This is a genomic window from Pseudomonas sp. P1.31, from assembly GCF_001269815.1.
GTDB classification, from domain to species: domain Bacteria; phylum Pseudomonadota; class Gammaproteobacteria; order Pseudomonadales; family Pseudomonadaceae; genus Aquipseudomonas; species Aquipseudomonas rustica.
Map to the genome: position 1 here is coordinate 239,564 of NZ_LHVN01000032.1, position 20,651 is coordinate 260,214.

13 protein-coding genes are annotated in these 20,651 nt (G+C 56.9%); 4 read left to right on the forward strand and 9 right to left on the reverse strand.

Annotation, left to right across the window (positions count from 1 at the left end):
* Positions 1-28: 28 nt before the first annotated feature.
* Positions 29-1,048, reverse strand: a complete 1,020-nt coding sequence (gene aruF / locus AD669_RS19860) for an arginine/ornithine succinyltransferase subunit alpha (RefSeq protein WP_053122867.1) — start codon at positions 1,046-1,048, stop codon at positions 29-31.
* Positions 1,049-1,303: 255 nt separating this feature from the next.
* Positions 1,304-2,524: an aspartate aminotransferase family protein gene (locus AD669_RS19865; RefSeq protein ID WP_053122869.1), complete on the reverse strand. Its 1,221-nt coding sequence runs from the start codon at positions 2,522-2,524 to the stop codon at positions 1,304-1,306.
* A 302-nt stretch (positions 2,525-2,826) separates the two neighbouring features.
* On the opposite strand from AD669_RS19865, the gene AD669_RS19870 reads away from it, so the two are divergent.
* On the forward strand, positions 2,827-7,872 hold the full coding sequence (locus tag AD669_RS19870) for a dermonecrotic toxin domain-containing protein (protein WP_053122871.1): 5,046 nt from the start codon (positions 2,827-2,829) through the stop codon (positions 7,870-7,872).
* A 24-nt stretch (positions 7,873-7,896) separates the two neighbouring features.
* Here the strand turns inward: AD669_RS19870 and argR are convergent, their stop codons facing one another.
* The 7 genes from argR to acs form a co-directional block, all read right to left on the reverse strand.
* Positions 7,897-8,877, reverse strand: a complete 981-nt coding sequence (gene argR / locus AD669_RS19875; RefSeq protein WP_007912706.1) for a transcriptional regulator ArgR — start codon at positions 8,875-8,877, stop codon at positions 7,897-7,899.
* 265 nt (positions 8,878-9,142) lie between these two features.
* On the reverse strand, positions 9,143-9,907 hold the full coding sequence (locus tag AD669_RS19880; protein WP_007912705.1) for an ABC transporter ATP-binding protein: 765 nt from the start codon (positions 9,905-9,907) through the stop codon (positions 9,143-9,145).
* Between the two features lie 27 nt (positions 9,908-9,934).
* Positions 9,935-11,047 carry a M14 family metallopeptidase gene (locus tag AD669_RS19885; RefSeq protein WP_053122873.1) on the reverse strand — a complete coding sequence of 371 codons (1,113 nt, stop codon included), beginning with the start codon at positions 11,045-11,047 and terminating at the stop codon, positions 9,935-9,937.
* A 1-nt stretch (position 11,048) separates the two neighbouring features.
* A complete protein-coding gene (locus tag AD669_RS19890; RefSeq protein WP_053122875.1) occupies positions 11,049-11,747 on the reverse strand; it encodes an ABC transporter permease in 699 nt (232 codons plus the stop codon).
* Positions 11,744-12,433, reverse strand: a complete 690-nt coding sequence (locus tag AD669_RS19895) for an ABC transporter permease (RefSeq protein ID WP_053122878.1) — start codon at positions 12,431-12,433, stop codon at positions 11,744-11,746. The genes AD669_RS19890 and AD669_RS19895 overlap by 4 nt, the downstream gene beginning before the upstream one ends.
* Positions 12,434-12,524: 91 nt before the next feature.
* Complete coding sequence (locus tag AD669_RS19900; RefSeq protein WP_053122880.1) at positions 12,525-13,298, reverse strand: ABC transporter substrate-binding protein; 774 nt, start codon at positions 13,296-13,298, stop codon at positions 12,525-12,527.
* Between the two features lie 786 nt (positions 13,299-14,084).
* The gene (gene acs / locus AD669_RS19905) at positions 14,085-16,040 is read right to left on the reverse strand and encodes an acetate--CoA ligase (protein ID WP_053122882.1); all 1,956 of its coding nucleotides are present in this window, start codon (positions 16,038-16,040) and stop codon (positions 14,085-14,087) included.
* A gap of 452 nt (positions 16,041-16,492) precedes the next feature.
* On the opposite strand from acs, the gene AD669_RS19910 reads away from it, so the two are divergent.
* The 3 genes from AD669_RS19910 (at position 16,493) to AD669_RS19920 (ending at position 20,552) form a co-directional block, all read left to right on the forward strand.
* Positions 16,493-16,753 carry a DUF2790 domain-containing protein gene (locus tag AD669_RS19910; RefSeq protein ID WP_053122884.1) on the forward strand — a complete coding sequence of 87 codons (261 nt, stop codon included), beginning with the start codon at positions 16,493-16,495 and terminating at the stop codon, positions 16,751-16,753.
* 562 nt (positions 16,754-17,315) lie between these two features.
* The gene (locus AD669_RS19915) at positions 17,316-18,566 is read left to right on the forward strand and encodes a ribonucleotide-diphosphate reductase subunit beta (RefSeq protein WP_053122886.1); all 1,251 of its coding nucleotides are present in this window, start codon (positions 17,316-17,318) and stop codon (positions 18,564-18,566) included.
* A gap of 417 nt (positions 18,567-18,983) precedes the next feature.
* Positions 18,984-20,552: a DNA cytosine methyltransferase gene (locus AD669_RS19920; RefSeq protein WP_053122888.1), complete on the forward strand. Its 1,569-nt coding sequence runs from the start codon at positions 18,984-18,986 to the stop codon at positions 20,550-20,552.
* Positions 20,553-20,651: the final 99 nt, after the last annotated feature.

The window sequence follows — 20,651 nt, forward strand, 5'->3', positions numbered from 1 at the left end:
TTCGCCACCCGTGAAACTCGCTAAGGCGTTAAACCGCCACCAGGCGCACGCTGGCACCTTCACCGACGCCCAGGGCTTCGGCCGCTTCCAGATCCAGAGTCACCGGTTTACCCGGCGCGTAATCCAGTTCCAGCAGCACCGCGCGGTAATCCTGCAACTGCGCGTTCGCCACCAGATACTGGCGTCCGGCGCCTTTCACCGGCTCGCCGATCTTCACTGGCACCACGCGGCTCTGGGCGATCGAACGGATCCCCGAAACACGCGCATGCAGGGTCGGCCCACCGTCGAAAATGTCGATGTAGTGATCGGTCTCGAAGCCTTCGCGCATCAGGATGTCGAAGGTGATCTGCGCACGCGGGTGCACCTGGCCCATCGCCTCTTGGGCGGAATCCGGCAGCAACGGCACGTAGATCGGGTAATGCGGCATCAGCTCGGCGAGGAACGTGCGGCTTTTCAGCCCGCACAGGCGTTCGGCTTCGGCGTAATTGAGGTCGAAGAAGTTACGACCAATCGCGTCCCAGAACGGCGAGTCGCCATTCTCATCGCTGTAACCGACGATCTCGGTCACCACCGAATCAGCGAAACGCTCGGGATGGCTGGCGACAAACAGCAGACGGCCACGGGAGTTGAGTTCCGACCATGGCGAACCGACCAGCTCGCGCTGCACGTAGAAACTGGTCAGCAAGCTATTGCCGGTCAGGTCGTGGCACTGCGAGAGCACGTGGATCTTGTTGTGGATCTTCAGCTCGCGGGAAGCGTGGACGAAGGTCTCGTTACGGAAGCTGTAGAACGGCTCCGAGTAACCGGCGGACGCGACAATCGCCGAGCAACCGACCAGTTTGCCGGTGGTGGATTCTTCGAGAACGAAGAAGTAACTCTCTTCACCGTTGAAGCTCACTTCGGCGGAAAACGACGCTTCGCTCGCGGCGATCTTGTCGCTCAGACGTTCCACGTCATCCGGCAAGGAAGTGACACCAATCGGGCTGTCCGCAGCCAGACGCTGTACCTCGCCCAGATCAGCCATTTGCGCGGGGCGCATCACCAGCATGGTGTCACTCCTTTTCTCTTATCAATTCACAGAAGAAAAAATATCGAACATTGTGGGATCGGCTCTTTGTGGCGAGGGGATTTAGCGAAACGTCGCACCGCCCCGATGGGCTGCGCAGCGGCCCCAGATTTTGGGGGTGCTTCGCGCCCCGTCGGGGATAAATCCCCTCACCACAAAGGCTGACTCCAACAGTTGAATCTGCCCGGTATCAAAAATTGGGTTCGACGCCCAAGTACTCAGGCGCCGAAGGGTCTATCAGGCTTGCGTCAGTGCTGCAGCAGCGCGCTCGAAACGATCCAGACCGGCATCGATATCAGCGTCTTCCACCACCAGGCTCGGAGCGAAACGGATCACGTCCGGGCCGGCTTGCAGAATCATCAGGCCTTCTTTTTCAGCGGCGTTGAAGATGTCTTTTGCCTTGCCTTTCCACGCTTCGCTGAGCACGCAACCGATCAGCAGACCGAGGCCACGCACCTGTGTGAACAGGCCGTATTTCTCGCCGATCTGCTCGAGGCGCGCCTTGAACTTGTCGTGCTTGGCGTTCACGCCGTTCAGCACTTCCGGGGTATTGATCACGTCGATCACCGCTTCCGCGACCGCGCATGCCAGCGGGTTACCGCCGTAGGTGGTGCCGTGAGTACCAACAACAAGATGTTTGGCCAGCGCTTCGGTGGTCAGCATCGCCGCGATCGGGAAACCGCCGCCCAGGCTCTTGGCGCTGGTGAGGATGTCCGGGGTCACACCGTAATGCTGGTAGGCGAACAACTTGCCGCTGCGGCCCATGCCGGTTTGCACTTCGTCGAATACCAGCAGCGCGTTGTTTGCGTCGCAGAGTTCGCGGGCACCTTGCAGGTACGCCAATTCGGCTGGCAGTACGCCGCCCTCGCCCTGGATCGGCTCCAGCACGACCGCACAGGTCTTGTCGGAAACCGCCGCTTTCAGCGCGGCCAGGTCGTTATAAGGAACGTGGGTGATGCCGGTGATTTTCGGGCCGAAACCGTCGGAATACTTCGACTGGCCACCGACGTTAACAGTGAACAAAGTACGGCCGTGGAAGCTGTTCAGCGCGGCGATGATTTCGTACTTCTCAGTGCCAAAACGGTCGAATGCAACACGACGGGCCAGCTTGAAAGCGGCCTCGTTGGCTTCAGCGCCGGAGTTGCAGAAGAACACGCGCTCGGCGAACGTGGCGTCGATCAGCTTGTGCGCAAGACGCAGGGCTGGCTCGTTGGTGAACACGTTGGACACGTGCCACAGCTTGTTCGCCTGTTCGGTCAATGCACCGACCAGCGCCGGGTGCGCGTGGCCCAATACGTTAACGGCAATCCCGCCGGCGAAGTCGATCAGCTCGCGGCCGGCCTGATCCCAGACGCGGGAACCGGCGCCACGCACCGGAATGAAAGCGGCAGGCGCGTAGTTGGGAACCATTACCTGGTCGAAATCGGCGCGTTGTACCGCAGCGTGCTCAACGGACATCGGAGTCTCCTGAAGAGGAACACCCGCCTGAAACTGGCGAGCGATGGGGGGATTGTAAGGACAGTTTTCAGCCCGGCCTTGCCGCCAAGCGACAACTTCTTATAGCGCAAACCCCGGATTTTCCCGGGTTTACGGCAATGCGACATATAGCGTCGCAAAGGCGCAGTTTAAACTGCCCGGGCGGATCTGCGGTGGCTTCACTGTATTTGATCGAAGAATTCCATGTGCGGTAACTATGTACCGCACATGATGATTTTTTTTCTGATTTGCTGGGCGCTCTCCACACGCTAATGGATGAGCGTATGAACCTGTCACAACCGCTTCAACCTACCGTCCGTCTCGACGCTTTCGTGGCCGAGCACGACGACACACATTTTCTGCATTTGCATCACGCCACGCCTGATTGGCTGGCGAACGCTTCGGCACTTCGAAGACATGCTTTGCGGCGCGGCACGCCACACTCTGAACCAGGGCTGGCAAGTTCTCCTCGTCAGCATCAGGCTCATCTGCGCACCCTGAATGCTCAGTACTGGACAGCGCAAAACCAGGTGGATCGCCTGCTCGCCGATCTCAAGGATATCGACGCCTTTGCCGCGCCGTTGCTGACAGCGGCCATCAAGGATCAAGTCGGCCTGACACTCGACGTCAAAAACACCTTCGTGCGCCTGTACATTCCGGTGACAAATCCCTGGTTCGGATTCTCCACGGGCGCCCAGCGGATCTGGAGCGTGTCATTGCTGGATGCGGCGCTGCATAACTTCGAGCGCCACGAAACCGAAGCGGATGCGTTCGACCCCGACTCCTGCTTCATCACCCGGCCAGACGAGCACGAGCAGTTCGAAACGCTCCCGGACATCACCCGGACGCTATCGATACCCGACTTCATCAAACTGTGCCGAACGCTCGATATCGGCGCGCAATACCAGCAGCATCTGCAACATCAACTGGGTGTCACCCGACCCGACGTCGCGGCGACCTTACGTTTGCACGTTGAAACCAGTCAGAAGGCTGCACTGAAATCGGCGCTGTTGTACGCGCGGATGAACAACGACATTCAGGAGGATCTGTTCCGTCTGATCAGCGGCTTGATCGACGGTCTGCAAGGCATGCGGCTCAACGGCGAACCCCTGCGCAGCCAGAGCCTGTCACTGCTGTCCTCTGAACTGCACGGCATCATTGTTTTTGCGCCGGATCTGAACAGCAGCGAACGCGTAAGTCGCCTGGTGGCCTATGTGCCGAACGACCCCGAGCACCCGATCAAGGAATACGCCTCCAGCGTCGCCTTCTCCACCGAACTGACGCGTCAGTTGCGCGAAAGCGACTACCAGGATTTTTTCAGTCGGTTTATTGCGCACAGCGAGCGCGGCCGCTTCTTTTCAACACTCAAGGCACGCTTGACCCAGATTCAGTTTTACCCGCACGAACGAGGCGATCCAAAACCTGCCTGGCGTGAAGTAGCGGTTGAAAAACCCGACCTGCAGTTTCGCGCCCAGATCATCCAGGCATCGTTATGGCAGCAGCAATTTGAGGATGCACTAAACAAAATCCTCAACGACGGGCCAAGCCTTGCAGTACCAACAGCATCGGTTGATCAGCAAGCGCGTTGGGCGTTTTGGGATTCACTGGTGAACATCGCTTCATCGCTGCTCAACGTCGCCGCTTTCGTGGCCATGCCGTTCGTGCCGTTTCTGGGCGAACTGATGCTGGGTTATATGGCCTATCAGTTACTGGACGAGACCTTCGAAGGCATTATCGAGTGGGCGCAAGGGCAACGAACCGAGGCATTTCTGCACCTGCTGGACGCGGTGGAATCCGTCGTGCAACTGGGCATATTCGCCGCCGGCGGCATGCTGGTCGCCGGCGAGTTTCGTAACGTACTGCCGCAGCAAGTCGTGCGTTTTATCGACCGCTTCAAACCGGTTCGGGCACCGAACGGAAAAACCCTCTACTGGAAAGCTGACCTGGCTCCCTACGAGCAAGCGATTTCGTTGGCGAAAGAATCCCTGCCTGATCAGCACGGTTTGCATCAGGTCGATGGAAAACTGCTGCTGCCGCTGGACGGCAAAGTCTTCGCCGTCAGACCTGAGCCAGGCACCAGCGGCTTTCGAATTGATCACCCGACCCGTGCGGATGCCTATCCTCCAGCGCTTCAACACTTCCACACGGGCACCTGGCAAACGGAACTTGATCGCCCGCTCACCTGGCCAACCGACAAACTGCTGCGACGCATCGGCCACACGGTCGACAGCCTGTCACCCACCGAACTGGAACACGCCCTCAGCAGCAGCGGTTATCACGAAGATGTGTTGCGCAAATTTCACGCTGAGCGCGAGCCACTTCCACCCTTGCTGGAGGACACCCTCAAACGCTTCAGCATCGACAAAGGCATTCGCACGTTCATCGATCAAATGAACAGCCCTCACCTCGCAGAATTTTCCCGCGCCGAGCCGATCACCCAATTGCAACTAATGACCGAACATTGCCCTTGGCCCGAGGACAAAAGCCTGCGTTTACTCAACGCTAAAGGTGAGACCATCTGGCAAAGCAATCGCCAGGATTTGCCGATGATTGAGCTGTACGAACCGCCGCCGGGGTCAGGTGATTTGCTCACGAACCTGTTGGCGAAGCTCGATGAAAGTGATCTCAAGACACTATTAAAAGAAGAACCTGGCCGACCTCCCCAAGCCTTTACCGCACGTGCGCGCGTACTGCGCAAAACCTTGGCGGACATCGCCACCGAACGTCGCAACATCCTGTTCAATGCACGCTACCGCGCACTCGAATACAGCACCGACGCCGCTTCGCGCGCACTCATCGACGCAACGCCCGGTCTCCCTACCAGCGTCGTCCGGGAAATCCTGCGCACTGCCACGGGCGAAGAACGCCAACAACTCAAGCAATCACTCGTCCCGAAACGGCTCATGCAACTGTCGCGCTGGGCCCTGGAGGACGTTCGTAGCAGTCGCGCCTTTGAAGGTTTGTATCTGGATTCGATCAACCCGCTGGACACTCATCGGCTGGCATTGCATTCACTCGAACGTGTCCCGGGATGGCCAAAAAACCTGCGAATCGACGTCCGTGAATACGGTACTCGCGGCACATTGCGCGACAGTATTGACCCCGGCGATGCCACCCAGCACAAAACCCTGGTGCTGCTTGAAGACGGCCGCTACCAGGCTTTCGACGATGAGAGCCAGCCATTGTCGGCGGCGCTCGATTTCTACAACGCCGTGTTGCAAGCCTTGCCCGACAATGCACGTGACGCGCTGGGCATCGACATCGGTGCTGGCGCGAAGCTCAAGCAGACTATCCGCAAGCACGCATTAGCCCGCGACGATCTGCAAAAAATCCTCGCCCTGCACCGTGAGCTCAAGCCAGCCTACGATCCGCACACCATGCGTTTACCGGGAGGCAGCGAAGGCTATAGACACTTCAACCCCTATCTTCCGGTGCTTGAACAAGAGGCGATGGCGCTCAACCCGTCATTTACGCCTGAGCAATTTCAAGCATTCATGCAAAGACTGATGACCTACCCGGCGGGCCCTCGCATGGAGTTGTCTCGGCTGACTGCCGAACTGGCTAAATTGCGACAGGATCTGAACGACTGGACAGCGCAAACACCCAGGCTGCATCCAGTGACCGGCACGCGGCTGGATGTTGCGACGTTCTCCGAAGCCAAAAACAATCGACTGGCCTTCAAGGAAGCTCTGCAGCGTTGCTGGCTAGAACGCACAACGCTCGACAGCGAAAGTCCCGAGGCACGATCACTGCTGCAATTCGCTCTTCCGATCGTTGGGGAGCTTCCGCAGCTCACAGCAGATTTCAGCCACGTCACGCACCTGTCACTGGACGGCAGTCATGGCACGCTGGGCGCAGACCGCTTTCTGCGGTATTTCCCGCGATTGCAGCATCTGGAGATTCGCAGTTTCAATCTTGGGAAAGTGCCCCAAGCCGTTAGTGTCATGCCCAATCTGTCTCAACTGATACTGGCTGAGTGCAGCATCACCCTTGATGACGCAGCAATGACCACGCTGAGCGGGTTGACCTCACTGAGCGCGCTGGATCTGTATCGCAATCCGTTGGGACGCGCGCCCGACATCACAAACATGCCCGCGCTGGCCTACATTGATCTCGGCGACACCGGTATCGCTGATCTTCCTAACGGCCTGGTGAATCATCCGAAACTGACGACCGGTATTTTCAACAACAACCAGATCAGTGACATTCCTTTGGGGTTTTTCCATTACCCGCCGGAAGTCACTTCAGGTTTCGATTTCGCCCACAACCCCTGGTCGAACGTGACACGCGACAGGATCAGAGCGCACTTTCACCAGTTTGGGCAGACGCTGGGAGTGCTCTGTGAAGAGGTCGACATCACGCGAGTCAAACAACTTTATTCGTTGTTTAACGACCAGGAAGCCAGCCAGTTTTTTTATCGTCTGGCCGGGCTCACACATGACGCCCGACTTGAACTGATTCGACTGGAGAGCGAGTACTCGAACCTCAGAGAGAGCCTGGACGCCTGGACCGGTGATATTCCGGCCATCAATCCATTCACCAACAACCCGTTCACCTTGGTCGAACTGGCGGAGGAGCAATCTGCACGCGATGAGTTCAAGGCCCTGGTCGAAGAATGCTGGCGCAAAGAAAGCGAGTTCGACGAACTCGGCGAGCATGGTGAGACGCTGTATGAGCTCAACCTGCCTACCACGATCATCGGGGAATTACCGGCGCTGAACGCAGACTTCAGTCATGTGTCGACCTTGACCTTGTTTAGCGAAGAAGGCGCCACGTCGGGTGCCAACCAGTTCCTGAATTGCTTTCCCAAACTCAGGACGCTGAACATTCGCGAGTTCTCACTCGAGGACATTCCTCAAGCGATTTTCAGAATGGGTGATCTGACCGTGCTGTACCTGACGGAATGCAACATCACTCTGAGCGCACACAGTAGAGCGGCCCTCGGGGAGATGGTGAACCTTGAGATTCTCGACCTGAGCTTCAATCCCTTGGCACTGGCGCCGGATCTGCGACAACTGAATTCGCTGACAGACCTGATACTCAACAACACTGGCATCCAGCAAATCCCGGATGGCCTGTTCCAGCTCAAGCGCCTGATGAAGGCCGACTTAAGCAGTAATGCGATCACCGAGATGCCCAGCGATATCCTCGAACTTCCCGGAGAGGTTGCTGAAGCAATTAACTTTCGCGACAACCCGTTCGATGCGCAGAGCCAGATAATCCTCAGCGCCTACTTCAAAAAGCACGGCATGGACTTTGGCATCGAAAGCACGATCGACGAGGCGGAGATGGAAGTTTCAACGTCCGAGGGCTCGGAAATCGACGAATAGTGTTCGTCGACTGAAGCGCGGCGATCAACCGCGCTCTGGCGGCACCGATGACAATTCAAACGGGCTGCTGCTGCGCCGCTGGTTGCGATCTTCCCGCGGCGTGGCGCCGAAGAAATTGCGGTAGGCGCTGGAGAAATGCGGCCCCGATGAGAAGCCACACGACAGGCCGATCTGGATGATCGACTTGCTGGTTTGCATCAACATCTGCCGGGCCTTGTTCAGGCGCAATTCCAGGTAGTACTGGCTCGGCACACGGTTGAGGTATTGCTTGAAGATGCGCTCCAACTGACGACGGGACACGCACACGTGCTGGGCGATTTCGTCGGTGGTCAGCGGTTCTTCGATGTTGGCTTCCATCAGCAACACCGCCTGGGTGAGCTTCGGATGGCTGGAACCGAGACGGTTCTGCAACGGGATGCGCTGACGCTCGCCACCCTCGCGGATGCGCTCGACGACCAGTTCTTCCGACACTGCGCCGGCCAGTTCCGCACCGTGATCGCGGGCCAGTACCGCCAACAGCAAATCGAGAACCGACATGCCGCCGCAGGCAGTCAGTCGATCACGATCCCAGTCGAACAGATGACTGGTGGCGATGACTTTCGGGAAGCGCTCAGCGAAATCGTCCTGCCAGCGCCAGTGCACCGCCGCGCGATAACCGTCGAGCAAACCGAGTTGTGCCAACGGATAAACACCGGCAGACAAACCGCCGATGACCGTACCGGCACGTACCAATTGCTTGAGCGCACTGCTGAGTGCCGGGGCCAATGTGGTCGGCGGCTCGTCAGCGAGCAGGAACAGTTTCTGGAAGTTTTCGAGCTTGCCCGCCCACGCTTCACCGGGCAGTTGCCAGGCACCTTCGGCCGGTGGTTCGGCTTGCAGGAACGACAGTTCGTAAACCACGTCCGGGTGCACCCGCTGAGCAACACGCAAGGCTTCCTCCGCCAGCGCCAGCGTCAACGCTTTAGTGCTGGGCCAAATCAGGAAACCAATTCGATGGGCAGTCATGGGCGGGCAATCCGAAGCGAAGAACAGTGATGAAGGCATGGGCCAATGCTAGCCCGTAAATGAACACAAATCTTGAGCCTGACGCAGATCCACCATCGGAATGAAATGCCTTTCCCATGTAGGAGCTGTCGAGTGAAACGAGGCTGCGATCTTTTGATCTTCAAAAACAGATCAAAAGATCGCAGCCTTCGGCAGCTCCTACAGTGGATTGGAGCCAGCCTTCAGGTCGCGAAGCATGACCTAATTTGGTGCATAACGGCAGCGATTACTTGAGGCTGCCCGAGAGGAATTGTTGCAAACGTTCTGATTGCGGATTCACCAGCACTTCACGCGGGTTGCCGCTTTCTTCAACCACACCTTTGTGCAGGAACACCAACTGGTTCGACACTTCACGGGCGAAGCCCATTTCGTGCGTCACCACAACCATGGTGCGACCTTCCTGAGCCAGCGCTTGCATCACCTTCAGCACGTCGCCAACCAATTCAGGGTCGAGGGCCGAGGTCGGTTCGTCGAACAGCATCACCTCAGGTTCCATCGCCAGTGCACGGGCGATCGCCACACGCTGTTGCTCGCCACCGGACATGTGGCCCGGGAACGCATCTTTACGATGGGCCACGCCGACCTTGTTCAGGTAGTACTCGGCTTTTTCGCGCGCTTCGTACTTGGGTACGCCGAGCACGTGAACCGGCGCTTCCATGATGTTTTCAATCGCGGTCATGTGCGACCACAGGTTGAAATGCTGGAACACCATCGACAGGCGCGAACGCATGCGTTGCAGCTGCTTCGGATCAGCGGCTTTCAGCGCGCCGTCCTTGTTCGCCACCAGTTTCAGCTCTTCGTTGTTGAGTAGAATCTTGCCCGCGTGCGGCTGCTCGAGCAGGTTGATGCAGCGCAGGAAAGTACTTTTGCCGGAGCCACTGGAGCCGATGATGCTGATCACATCGCCAGCTGCCGCTTTCAGGGAAACACCCTTGAGCACTTCGTGACTGCCATAGCGTTTATGCAGGTCTTGGACTTCAAGTTTGTACATGCGGTCGGTTCTCACAAAAACAGTCAGTCAGTCGTTGAGCAAGCGCCCGTGACGCAGCGCTTCGCGCCCCGCCACCTTGGCCAGCCAGAAACCGGGTTGGGCATAGCGCAGCCGTTCAATGGCAAACAGCACCCCGGAGGTACCAGCACACACCGTGCTGACCCGATCGGACACAGGATCAATCACTTCAAAAATCTCGTCGCCCGCCTCGACCCACTCGCCGGGCTTGCGCAGAAAACTTACGACGCCGGGGTGCGGTGCGAGGAGCAATTCGGTGCCTTCAAACGGCATGCCTTCGCACGCTTCGTGCGCAGGATTCGGCCACTCGCCGGTGATCAAACCTTGCTCGGCGAGGAACGCCAGAATGCCTTCAGCATACGCCTCGGCCTCCGCGCGACCGGTGTCGGCCTGACCGCCCAGCTCAATCGTCGTCGCCAGGCACGCCAGCGGAATCTGCGCATCGGGGAACTGACGCGACAGACGCAACCACGGCAACGAGCAAGCCTCATCGAACGAGCTGCCGCCGGAATCTTCCGCCAGCAAACCCACGCGCACATTCAGGTGCGCGGCCAACGAACGCCACTGCGGCCAGTGCTGCGGCAACGCATACATGTGCAGCGCGGCTTCGGCATCGCAATGCAGATCGAGCACCACATCGGCGGTGCAGGCATGGCTGAGCAACACACGCTGCATGCCTTGCAACTGGCTGCTCGCCTCCGGTAATGCGGCGAGATGGTCGGCCATCGCCTGACGGATCAGGCGCACATTGGCGTGCGGATCATCACCGAGACTGTCAGCCAAAGCGGCCGCAACCGGCGCGCTCAGCTCAACGAAATCACGGTTGAAATTCTTGCCGCTGCCCGCCTCGAAACGGCCCTGATGATTGCCTTGCAGCAATTGCCCAAGGCCCAACGGGTTGGCGACCGGCACCAGCTCGATAACACCGTTGAGCAAGCCTTTGGCTTCAAGTTCGCCGAGGCGCTTTTTCAGCTCCCAAGCGGTGCGCATACCCGGCAATTCATCAGCGTGCAGGCTGGCCTGAATGTAAGCCTTGCGCTCGCCGTGTCCGAAGCGGAATACGGAAATCTTGCGCTCGCTGCCTAGATGGCTCCACGGCAAAACGTGGTCGATGCGTTCCATATCAATGCTTCCGCGGCGCGAGGTAGCTCAACCAGCGACGCTCGGCCAGCTTGAACAGCTTGACCAGAATGAACGTCAGGCAGAGGTAGAAAACGCCAGCGGTGATGTACGCCTCGAACGGCAGATAGTACTGCGCGTTGACGGTACGGGCCGCGCCGGTGATGTCGATCAAGGTCACGATGGACGCCAGACTGGTGGTCTGCAGCATCATGATCACTTCGTTGCTGTACTGCGGCAGCGCCCGGCGCAGGGCCGAGGGCAGCAGAATGCGTTTGTACAGTTTGAAGCGCGACATGCCCATGGCTTTCGCCGCTTCGATCTCACCGTTCGGCGTGGCTTTGAGGCTGCCGGCGATGATTTCAGCGGTGTAGGCGCTGGTGTTGACCGCGAAGGCCAGGCACGCGCAGAACGTTGCGCTGGACAGCCATGGCCACAAAAAGCTTTCGCGTACCGCTTCGAACTGCGCCAGACCGTAGTAGATCAGAAACAATTGCACCAGCATCGGCGTGCCACGGATCACGTAGGTGTAAAGCCACGCGGCACCGTTGACCACCGGATTTTTCGAGACGCGCATCAGCCCCAGCGGCAGTGCCGCCAGCAGACCGAAAAACAGCGAGAGCGCGAGCAATTTGAGGGTGGTCAACAGCCCGCCGAGGTACAGCGGCATCGCCTCCCAAATGACGTTGTAGTCGAAGATCATAGATCAGCCGCCCTTACGCCTACCGAGTAGCGCTTCTCAAGTTGACGCAATGCCAGCAACGAGACGCTGGTGATCACCAGGTACATCGCCGCCACTGCGAGGAAGAAGGTGAAAGGTTCGCGGGTGGCATCTGCCGCCTGCTTGGCCTTGAACATCATGTCTTGCAGACCGACCACGGAAATCAGCGCGGTGGCCTTGGTCAGTACCAGCCAGTTGTTGGTGAAACCCGGAATCGCCAGACGAATCATCTGCGGCACCATCACCCGGAAGAACACCTGAAAACTGCTCATGCCGTACGCCATGCCGGCTTCGGCCTGGCCCTTGGGGATCGCCATGAACGCGCCACGGAAGGTTTCCGACAAGTACGCACCGAAGATGAAACCGAGGGTGCCGATACCGGCGGCCAGCGGATTCAGGTCGATGTAATCGTTGAAGCCGAGCAGCGGCGCAACGCGGTTGAGCAAGTCCTGACCGCCGTAAAAGATCAGCAGGATCAGCACCAGATCGGGAATCCCGCGAATAACCGTGGAATACAGATCGCCCAGCCAGGCCAGCCAGCGCACTGGCGACAGGCGCAACGCGACACCGATCAGCCCGAGAACGATGGCCAGAGCCATGGACGACAAGGCGAGCTGAAGCGTCAGCCATGCGCCATCGAGGATGACAGCCCCGTAGCCTTTCAACATGATTCAGGTCCTCGAAAGTTGGGATGAAAAAATGGCGCAAACCTCAGAGATCCTGTTGCTTGCGCCATTTCGGACTTGTCGCAGAGACGTGTTACTTGCCGTAGATATCGAAGGCGAAGTACTTGTCCTGGATTGCTTTGTATTTGCCGTTTTCGCGGATGGCCGCGATGGCAGCGTTGATCTTGTCTTTCAGGGCGTCGCCCTTACGCACAGCGATGCCTACGCCGTCGCCGAAGTATTTGACGTCGGTGAACGCAGGACCGACGAACGCGAAGCCTTTACCGGCGTCGGTTTTCAGGAAACCGTCGTCCAGCAGGGTTGCGTCAGCCACGGTACCGTCGAGGCGACCGGCAGCCACGTCGAGGTAGATTTCGTTCTGCGAACCGTACGGCTTGATCTCGGCGCCCAGTGGAGCCAGCACTTCGCGGGCGAAACGTTCGTGGATCGAACCACGCTGTACGCCGATGTTCTTGCCCTTCAGCTCAGCCAGACCTTCGCTGACCTGAGTACCGGCCTTCATGACCAGACGTGCCGGGGTGTTGTAGTACTTGTTGGTGAAGTCGACCGACTTCTTGCGATCTTCAGTGATCGACATGGACGACAGAATCGCGTCGATCTTGCGCACTTTCAGTGCCGGGATCAGACCGTCGAACTCTTGCTCGACCCACACACACTTGACCTGCATCTGCTCGCACAGAGCGTTGCCGATGTCGTAGTCGAAACCAACGATGCTGCCGTCCGGTGCTTTCGAAGCGAACGGAGGGTAAGCCGCTTCGATACCGATTTTCAGAGGTTTTTCGTCAGCGAAGGAATTCAGCGACAGCACGGACAGTGCCAGGGCGCCAAGCAGCACAAGTTTCTTCATCTTGGGACTCCATCGGTAAAGGGCAAAAACGGCAGAGTGAGCGACAGCCCAATATGCGAATGGGTGAATCGGGAAATCGGTTGCTGCATCGGTGGGAAATTTCCCGTTGAAACCTGGAGAGATTTCAACATCAGCCACGATGAGCGAGTGATCGGCATTCTAACGACAGGCCCGAAGCCGATATTTCTTCAATGCGACAACTAATTACAGATGCACAGAGAAACCCGCTTGAGCACGTTGACAGCCTTGCAAATTCATGCAAGAGCGAAAGACAGTGAACCGATCTATGCTGCAAATTGCGGGCCTATTATTCGCAAACCCTTCTAATCCGGCAAGCGCAGCGTTGTGTCTTATTTTTCACCGGGGGTTTGGAGGCTCTAAAACGGGGCGATGCGTTTCCCAATGCCCCGCTCCGGGGCGGCCGGTTACACATTCGGTTACGTGGAAGGCGGCGGGTAACAGTAGGAAAGGGCTGACGGCGCTGGTCGATAAATATTGGTTGAGCCGCTGATCGTTCCCACGCTCTGCGTGGAAATGCCTCCCTCGACGCTCTGCGTCGGCTTCTGGGACGCAGAGCGTCCCTTGCTGCATTCCCACGCAGAGCGTGGGAACGATCAGATCGCGAGCAGGCTCACTCCTACAGTTGATCGCGTTTCTTCAGGTGGAATGCGATCCCTGTAGGAGTGAGCCTGCTCGCGAAGGGGCCAGCATGACCGCCACAAACCCTACAGACACAAAAAAGCCCCACCCGGCATTCACCGGACAGGGCTCCTAAGCATCTACCGCTTAAGCCACATTCATCGTCTTATGCGTATCAATCAAATGCTGCACCACACCCGGATCCGCCAGCGTCGAGATATCCCCCAACCCATCGTATTCCGCCGTGGCAATCTTGCGCAGAATGCGGCGCATGATCTTGCCCGAACGCGTCTTCGGCAGCCCCGGTGCCCACTGGATCACGTCCGGCGAAGCGATCGGCCCGATCTCTTTGCGCACCCAGTTCTTCAGCTCCAGACGCAGCTGCTCGGTCGGCTCCTCGCCATTCTTCAACGTGACATAGACATAAATGCCCTGCCCCTTGATGTCATGCGGAACCCCAACCACCGCCGCCTCAGCGACTTTCGGATGCGCAACCATCGCGCTCTCGATCTCCGCCGTGCCCATGCGGTGGCCGGACACGTTGAGCACGTCATCGACGCGCCCGGTGATCCAGTAATAACCATCAGCATCACGGCGCGCGCCGTCACCGGTGAAGTACATGCCACGGAAAGTCTTGAAGTAGGTATCAACGAAACGATCGTGATCGCCATACAGCGTGCGCGCCTGACCTGGCCACGAATCGAGAATCACCAGATTGCCTTCAGCCTCGCCCTCGATAATGTTACCGAGGTTGTCGACCAGCGCCGGCACCACACCGAAGAACGGACGCGCCGCTGAACCCGGTTTCAGCGCGTGCGCACCCGGCAGCGGGCTCATCATGTTGCCGCCGGTTTCGGTCTGCCACCAGGTATCAACGATCGGGCAACGCGACTTGCCGACATTCTTGTAGTACCAATCCCACGCTTCCGGGTTGATCGGCTCGCCAACCGAACCGAGCAGACGCAGACTGCTGCCATCCGCGCCTTCAACAGCGGCTTGACCCGAGGCCATCATCGCGCGGATGGCGGTTGGAGCGGTGTAGAGGATGTTGACCTTGTGCTTGTCGATGATCTTCGCCACCCGGGTGATGTCCGGATAGTTCGGCACGCCTTCGAACAGCAGCGTGGTCGCGCCATTCGCCAGCGGGCCGTAGACGATGTAGCTGTGGCCGGTGACCCAGCCGACGTCGGCGGTGCACCAGTAAACTTCGCCCGGACGGTAGTCGAACACGCGCTCGTGGGTCATCGCCGCGTACAGCAGATAACCGCCGGTGGTGTGTTGCACGCCCTTCGGCTTGCCGGTCGAGCCGGAGGTATAAAGGATGAACAGCGCTTCTTCAGCGCCCATTTCTTTCGGCGCGCAAACGGTGCCCGCCACTTTCATCAGGTCTTCGTACCAGATGTCGCGATGCTGGTTCCACTTGATGTCACCACCGGTGCGCTTGCAGACGATGACTTTCTGAATGCTGCTGGTTTCCGGGTTGGTCAGCGCGTCGTCGACGTTGGCCTTGAGGGAGATTTTCTTGCCGGCACGGATGCCTTCGTCAGCGGTGATCACCACTTTCGATTTGCAGTCGATGATGCGACCGGCCAGGGCTTCCGGCGAGAAACCACCGAACACCACCGAGTGAATCGCGCCGATCCGGGTGCAGGCCAGCATGGCGACCACGGCTTCGGGAATCATCGGCATATAAATGGTCACCACGTCGCCGCGGTGCACGTCCTGACCACGCAGGGCGTTGGCGAGTTTGCACACTTGTTCGTGCAGTTCGCGGTAGGTGATGTTGCGGCTCTCGGAAGGATCGTCGCCTTCCCAGATGATCGCCACTTGATCGCCACGCTCGGCCAGATGACGGTCGAGGCAGTTGTAGGAAACGTTCAGGGTGCCGTCGGCAAACCATTTGATGTCGACGTGGTGATCGTCGAAAGAAGTCTGTTTCACCGTGGTGAAAGGCTTGATCCAGTCGAGGCGCTTGGCTTGCTCACGCCAGAAGCCGTCAGGGTTGACGACCGACTGCTGGTACATGGCTTTGTAGGTCGCCTCGTCAGTCAGCGTGTTAGCCAAAACCTCGGGACGAACGGGATACAGAGAAGCCGCACTCATCTTTCTTACCTCGGTGTAATAGTTGTTTTTGTATGACCCTGTTGTAACGGGGCCGGGCCCATAGAACCATTCGACGATGGTAGTAACAACCCCTCGCCCACCCACGATGGCCCGTGCAGGAGCTGCCGAAGGCTGCGATCTTTTGACCTTGCCTCTAGAAATCAAAGTCAAAAGATCGCAGCCTTCGGCAGCTCCTACACGGGGGATTGAGGTGTTTTTGGGGGGATTGTTACCAAATATGTGAAAAGTGTTTATCAAAACCCGGTCTGTTTACCCCCACCCCACCTCCCTAGAATTCACCTCGCCGACAAGGCAAACGCGATTAACAACGTTACAGCCCCCACGAAGGCCGTTAATCCAGCTCTTAAGTAACAACCGCAAACGATGAAGTTCCACACGCAACCCTAAAAAGGTTGCGTGACCCCACTCGACCTCAAAAAGGTAAATTTGAAATGAAAGCTTTATTGGTTCTGGCCCTCAGCAGTCTGTGCGCAACCGCCATGGCAAACGAGGTCCCGACTGATGTCGCCCAGCAAAAACCGGCCATCGAGGAATACACTTACTCGACCCACCTGGACATCGCCAACGTTGTATCGATGAGCGAAGTTCCGAATGTCTGCGAAGTTGTGCCAATGAAAATGGAATACGACGACTCCACCGGCCAGCGCCACATCCTGCGTTACAGCGTGATGGGCAACGGCTGCACCAATTGATGATTGCAGACTGCACCGAATTGGATCTCTCAGCGCTTCATTGAGGGTCGATTCCAGCCCGGCTTCGGTCGGGCTCAGTTGTGTCTGGAGTCGGTCAAAAGGGTTGCAAAACACAAGATATAGTGAAAAACGCGGTTTTTTGCTCATTTCTTGAGCAACCAAAGCCCAACGAAAAAATTAATCAAAAAAAATTCTCAGGGGCCAATCCCAGCGAAAGCCCTGTAAACCCTCGCTCCGACTGAAATCCCCTTCCTGATCGACCGCCCTGCGCGCTTTCGCCCTCCCCCACGACCTCATTTTTTTCCCTATAATGCCGCCCTAATCGGGTTAGCAATATTCCCTTACAGGGATCAAAAGCCATTCTGAAGCCCCGCAGCAGTGTTCAACGCTGATTGCGCCCGTCAGAGGCTCTCGGAAACCCGGAAAAAATTCTGTTTTATTGCCTGCGTATAGCTGCAAAAAACGATTCCTTAAGATCCAACGCGGTCTGTACGACCGTGTGAAAAACCAACCAATCAGGTTTCACACGGGCGACAGGCCCTCACGCAGGAGACGACACGTCATGCTGAGCTGGGACGAATTCGACAAAGAAGACAGTGAAATAGCAGCAGTGAAAGGCGCCAACGCCGGCCACGCTACCGAAGCCAACATGGATCGCCTCGATAACGCTGGCGGTGCCGCCGCGATCGAAGCCCGCGCCGTGACCGCCGACGACTCGGCCGCCGTGGCCCGCGCCAAGGCTGCACTGAACTCCCTCGACGTCGCCGAAGGCCTCGCCGAACTCGAAGGCGCCTCCGCCCGTGTCGCCGTTGACGAAAAGCGCATGATCAACTGCCGCGCCGACCTCAACCAACTCGTGCCATTCAAGTACGACTGGGCCTGGCAGAAGTATCTGGACGGTTGCGCAAACCACTGGATGCCGCAAGAAGTCAACATGACCGCCGACATCGCCCTCTGGAAAGACCCGGAAGGCCTGACCGACGACGAGCGCCGCATCGTCATGCGCAACCTCGGCTTCTTCTCCACCGCCGACTCCCTGGTTGCCAACAACCTGGTACTGGCCGTGTACCGCCTGATCACCAACCCGGAATGCCGCCAGTACATCCTGCGCCAGGCCTTCGAAGAGGCGATCCACACCCACGCCTACCAGTACTGCATCGAATCGCTGGCCATGGATGAAGGCGAAATCTTCAACATGTACCACGAGATCCCATCGGTCGCGAAAAAAGCCGCCTGGGGCCTGAAGTACACCCGTTCGATCTCCGATCCGAAGTTCGAAACCGGCACCCCGGACACCGACAAAGAACTGCTGCGCAACCTGATCGCCTACTACTGCGTTCTGGAAGGCATCTTCTTCTACTGCGGCTTCACCCAAATTCTCTCCATGGGCCGCCGCAACAAAATGACCGGCGTCGCCGAGCAGTTCCAATACATCCTGCGCGACGAATCCATGCACCTGAACTTCGGCATCGACGTGATCAACCAGATCAAAATCGAAAACCCGCATTTGTGGGATGCTGAAATGAAGGAAGAAGCGACCCAGATGATTCTGCAAGGGACTCAGCTGGAGATTGAATACGCACGGGATACCATGCCTCGCGGGGTGTTGGGTATGAACGCGGCGATGATGGAGGACTACCTGAAGTTCATCGCTAACCGTCGTTTGTCGCAGATCGGCCTTAAAGAGGAATATCCAGGGACGACTAACCCGTTCCCTTGGATGAGCGAGATTATGGACTTGAAGAAAGAGAAGAATTTCTTTGAGACTCGGGTAATTGAGTATCAGACTGGTGGTGCGTTGAGCTGGGACTAATAGTCTCGCTTGGCACGATTTGACGATTGCGGTTTGAGTCGGCGAGTCGAGAAAGCAAAAAGCCCCGATCTGATCGGGGCTTTTTATTGGTAAATAGGTGCTCACTACCTCATACGTAGACGTCAAAAATCCTACCCCACTTGAAACCGCTACCAATCCGTCCCCCACCTAAAACCATACCAACCGTAACGTTAATTTGACGATTATGGGCATTGCTTAATAAAGGCAAATGACTGGACGCTTTTCCGCGTACATCCGGTATTGTTTTGATCCTCTGCCCGAGGTTCATTTCTTGCCCACCACCTAGTGAACCGTTACCATTTATCGAACATAGTGCGTGCCTCTTTGGAGATACGACTTCTTTAAGCGCTGCATGCGCTTTTATTATTTTTTGTCTTAGGCGCATCGAATAAATCAATGAAATATAAGGAATCTATTCCGGTCATCGACCTCTTTGCTGGCCCGGGCGGACTCGGTGAGGGATTCTCTTCAATCGGTGGCCATGAAAAAGGAGTCCGTAAGTTCCAGCTTCGTGTGTCGATCGAGAAAGATCCTGTCGCTCACGCAACTCTGTCGCTCCGCGCATTGTTCCGCTCTTTTCCGAAAGGCGAAGTGCCCGAGGCTTACTACGACTATGTTCGCGGTGATATCACTCGTGAAGAGTTTTTCAAACATAAAGACGTACCAGCGGAAGCAGTGGAGGCTTCGCAAGAAGCCAAGCTCGCGGAGCTTGGTAAAATATCACCCGATGAAGTGGACAATTGGATTAGAAAAGCACTGGCAGGTGCAGATGAATGGGTTCTGATTGGTGGACCTCCGTGCCAAGCATACTCCTTAGCTGGGCGTTCCCGTCGAACACGCGAAAGCCAAGAAGAGTTTGAAAGCGATGAGAAGCACTTTCTCTACAAAGAATATCTGCGGATTATTCGCGAGTTCAAACCAACGATCTTCGTCATGGAGAATGTGAAGGGCATATTGTCCTCGAAGCACAGCGGCTCGAATATTTTCGAGCAAATTCTCCAGGATTTGTCGACTCCTGGTGACGGTCTTTCGTACAACATCCGCTCCTTAGTTGTCCCTAAAAATGCAGATAGACCCGATCCACACGACTTTATTATTCAAGCAGAACGTTACGGTCTTCCGCAGGCTCGGCACAGGGTTATCTTACTTGGAGTCCGCTCTGACGTTGCCTCGAATTGCCGAGCTCTACTGGAAAATCAGAAAGGGCTTGTCATGGAGCCTAGCAAAACAACTTTTACAGTTGGGCAGGCTTTATCAGGACTCCCTCCAATTCGGAGCAAAATTTCCAGAGGAGGAGACTCCCTCGAAGCTTGGCTTTCCACCTTGGAGGAAGCTAGCTCTTTGGTTCTTCCTTCCTATGAAGTTGGCCAGGGAAAATTAATAGATGCGATGAAAAATGCCGCTAAAGACGCAAACAAGCTGACTTCTAGCGGCAATAGATTTATACCTTGGAAAACATTTCCAGAAATGAATACAAAGCAGCGCGAATGGTTCCTCGACTCACGATTGAAGGGAGTATTGCAGCACGAGGCTAGAGGCCATATGCGCTCCGACCTCCATAGATATATATTTGCAGCAAGCTACGCAACTTTGAATGGCACCTCACCCAAAATTCATCAATTTCCTGCGCGGCTCCTCCCAGCGCATGAAAATGTTACATCCGACTCGGTTCCCTTTAACGACCGCTTCAGAGTTCAAATAGCATCTGGCCCTTCAACTACAGTGGTCGCCCACATAGCTAAAGATGGTCATTACTACATTCATCCGGATCCAAGCCAGTGCAGAAGTCTGACTGTTCGAGAGGCTGCTCGATTGCAGACTTTTCCTGACAATTATTTCTTCGAAGGGACCAGAACACAGCAGTACACTCAAATCGGAAACGCAGTACCTCCGCTTCTTGCCAGAAAAATCGCGGCAGTTGTTGCTGCGATCATCGACTCGTATCGATCAGGAAAAAACAGCTAAACATCAACTATTACCTGATCGAGTCGGATAGGCTGTCGACCAAAGGCAACAAGTAGTTTCGGAGGCAGGAACTCACAATGGAGTTTAATTTCTGACCTG

Coding starts and splice junctions, on each gene's coding strand:
- AD669_RS19900 (WP_053122880.1), bottom strand. CDS start 13,298: ATGAAGAAACTTGTGCTGCTTGGCGCCCTGGCACTGTCCGTGCTGTCG.
- AD669_RS19865 (WP_053122869.1), bottom strand. CDS start 2,524: ATGTCCGTTGAGCACGCTGCGGTACAACGCGCCGATTTCGACCAGGTA.
- AD669_RS19910 (WP_053122884.1), top strand. CDS start 16,493: ATGAAAGCTTTATTGGTTCTGGCCCTCAGCAGTCTGTGCGCAACCGCC.
- acs (WP_053122882.1), bottom strand. CDS start 16,040: ATGAGTGCGGCTTCTCTGTATCCCGTTCGTCCCGAGGTTTTGGCTAAC.
- AD669_RS19920 (WP_053122888.1), top strand. CDS start 18,984: ATGAAATATAAGGAATCTATTCCGGTCATCGACCTCTTTGCTGGCCCG.
- AD669_RS19880 (WP_007912705.1), bottom strand. CDS start 9,907: ATGTACAAACTTGAAGTCCAAGACCTGCATAAACGCTATGGCAGTCAC.
- aruF (WP_053122867.1), bottom strand. CDS start 1,048: ATGCTGGTGATGCGCCCCGCGCAAATGGCTGATCTGGGCGAGGTACAG.
- AD669_RS19870 (WP_053122871.1), top strand. CDS start 2,827: ATGAACCTGTCACAACCGCTTCAACCTACCGTCCGTCTCGACGCTTTC.
- AD669_RS19890 (WP_053122875.1), bottom strand. CDS start 11,747: ATGATCTTCGACTACAACGTCATTTGGGAGGCGATGCCGCTGTACCTC.
- AD669_RS19885 (WP_053122873.1), bottom strand. CDS start 11,047: ATGGAACGCATCGACCACGTTTTGCCGTGGAGCCATCTAGGCAGCGAG.
- AD669_RS19895 (WP_053122878.1), bottom strand. CDS start 12,433: ATGTTGAAAGGCTACGGGGCTGTCATCCTCGATGGCGCATGGCTGACG.
- argR (WP_007912706.1), bottom strand. CDS start 8,877: ATGACTGCCCATCGAATTGGTTTCCTGATTTGGCCCAGCACTAAAGCG.
- AD669_RS19915 (WP_053122886.1), top strand. CDS start 17,316: ATGCTGAGCTGGGACGAATTCGACAAAGAAGACAGTGAAATAGCAGCA.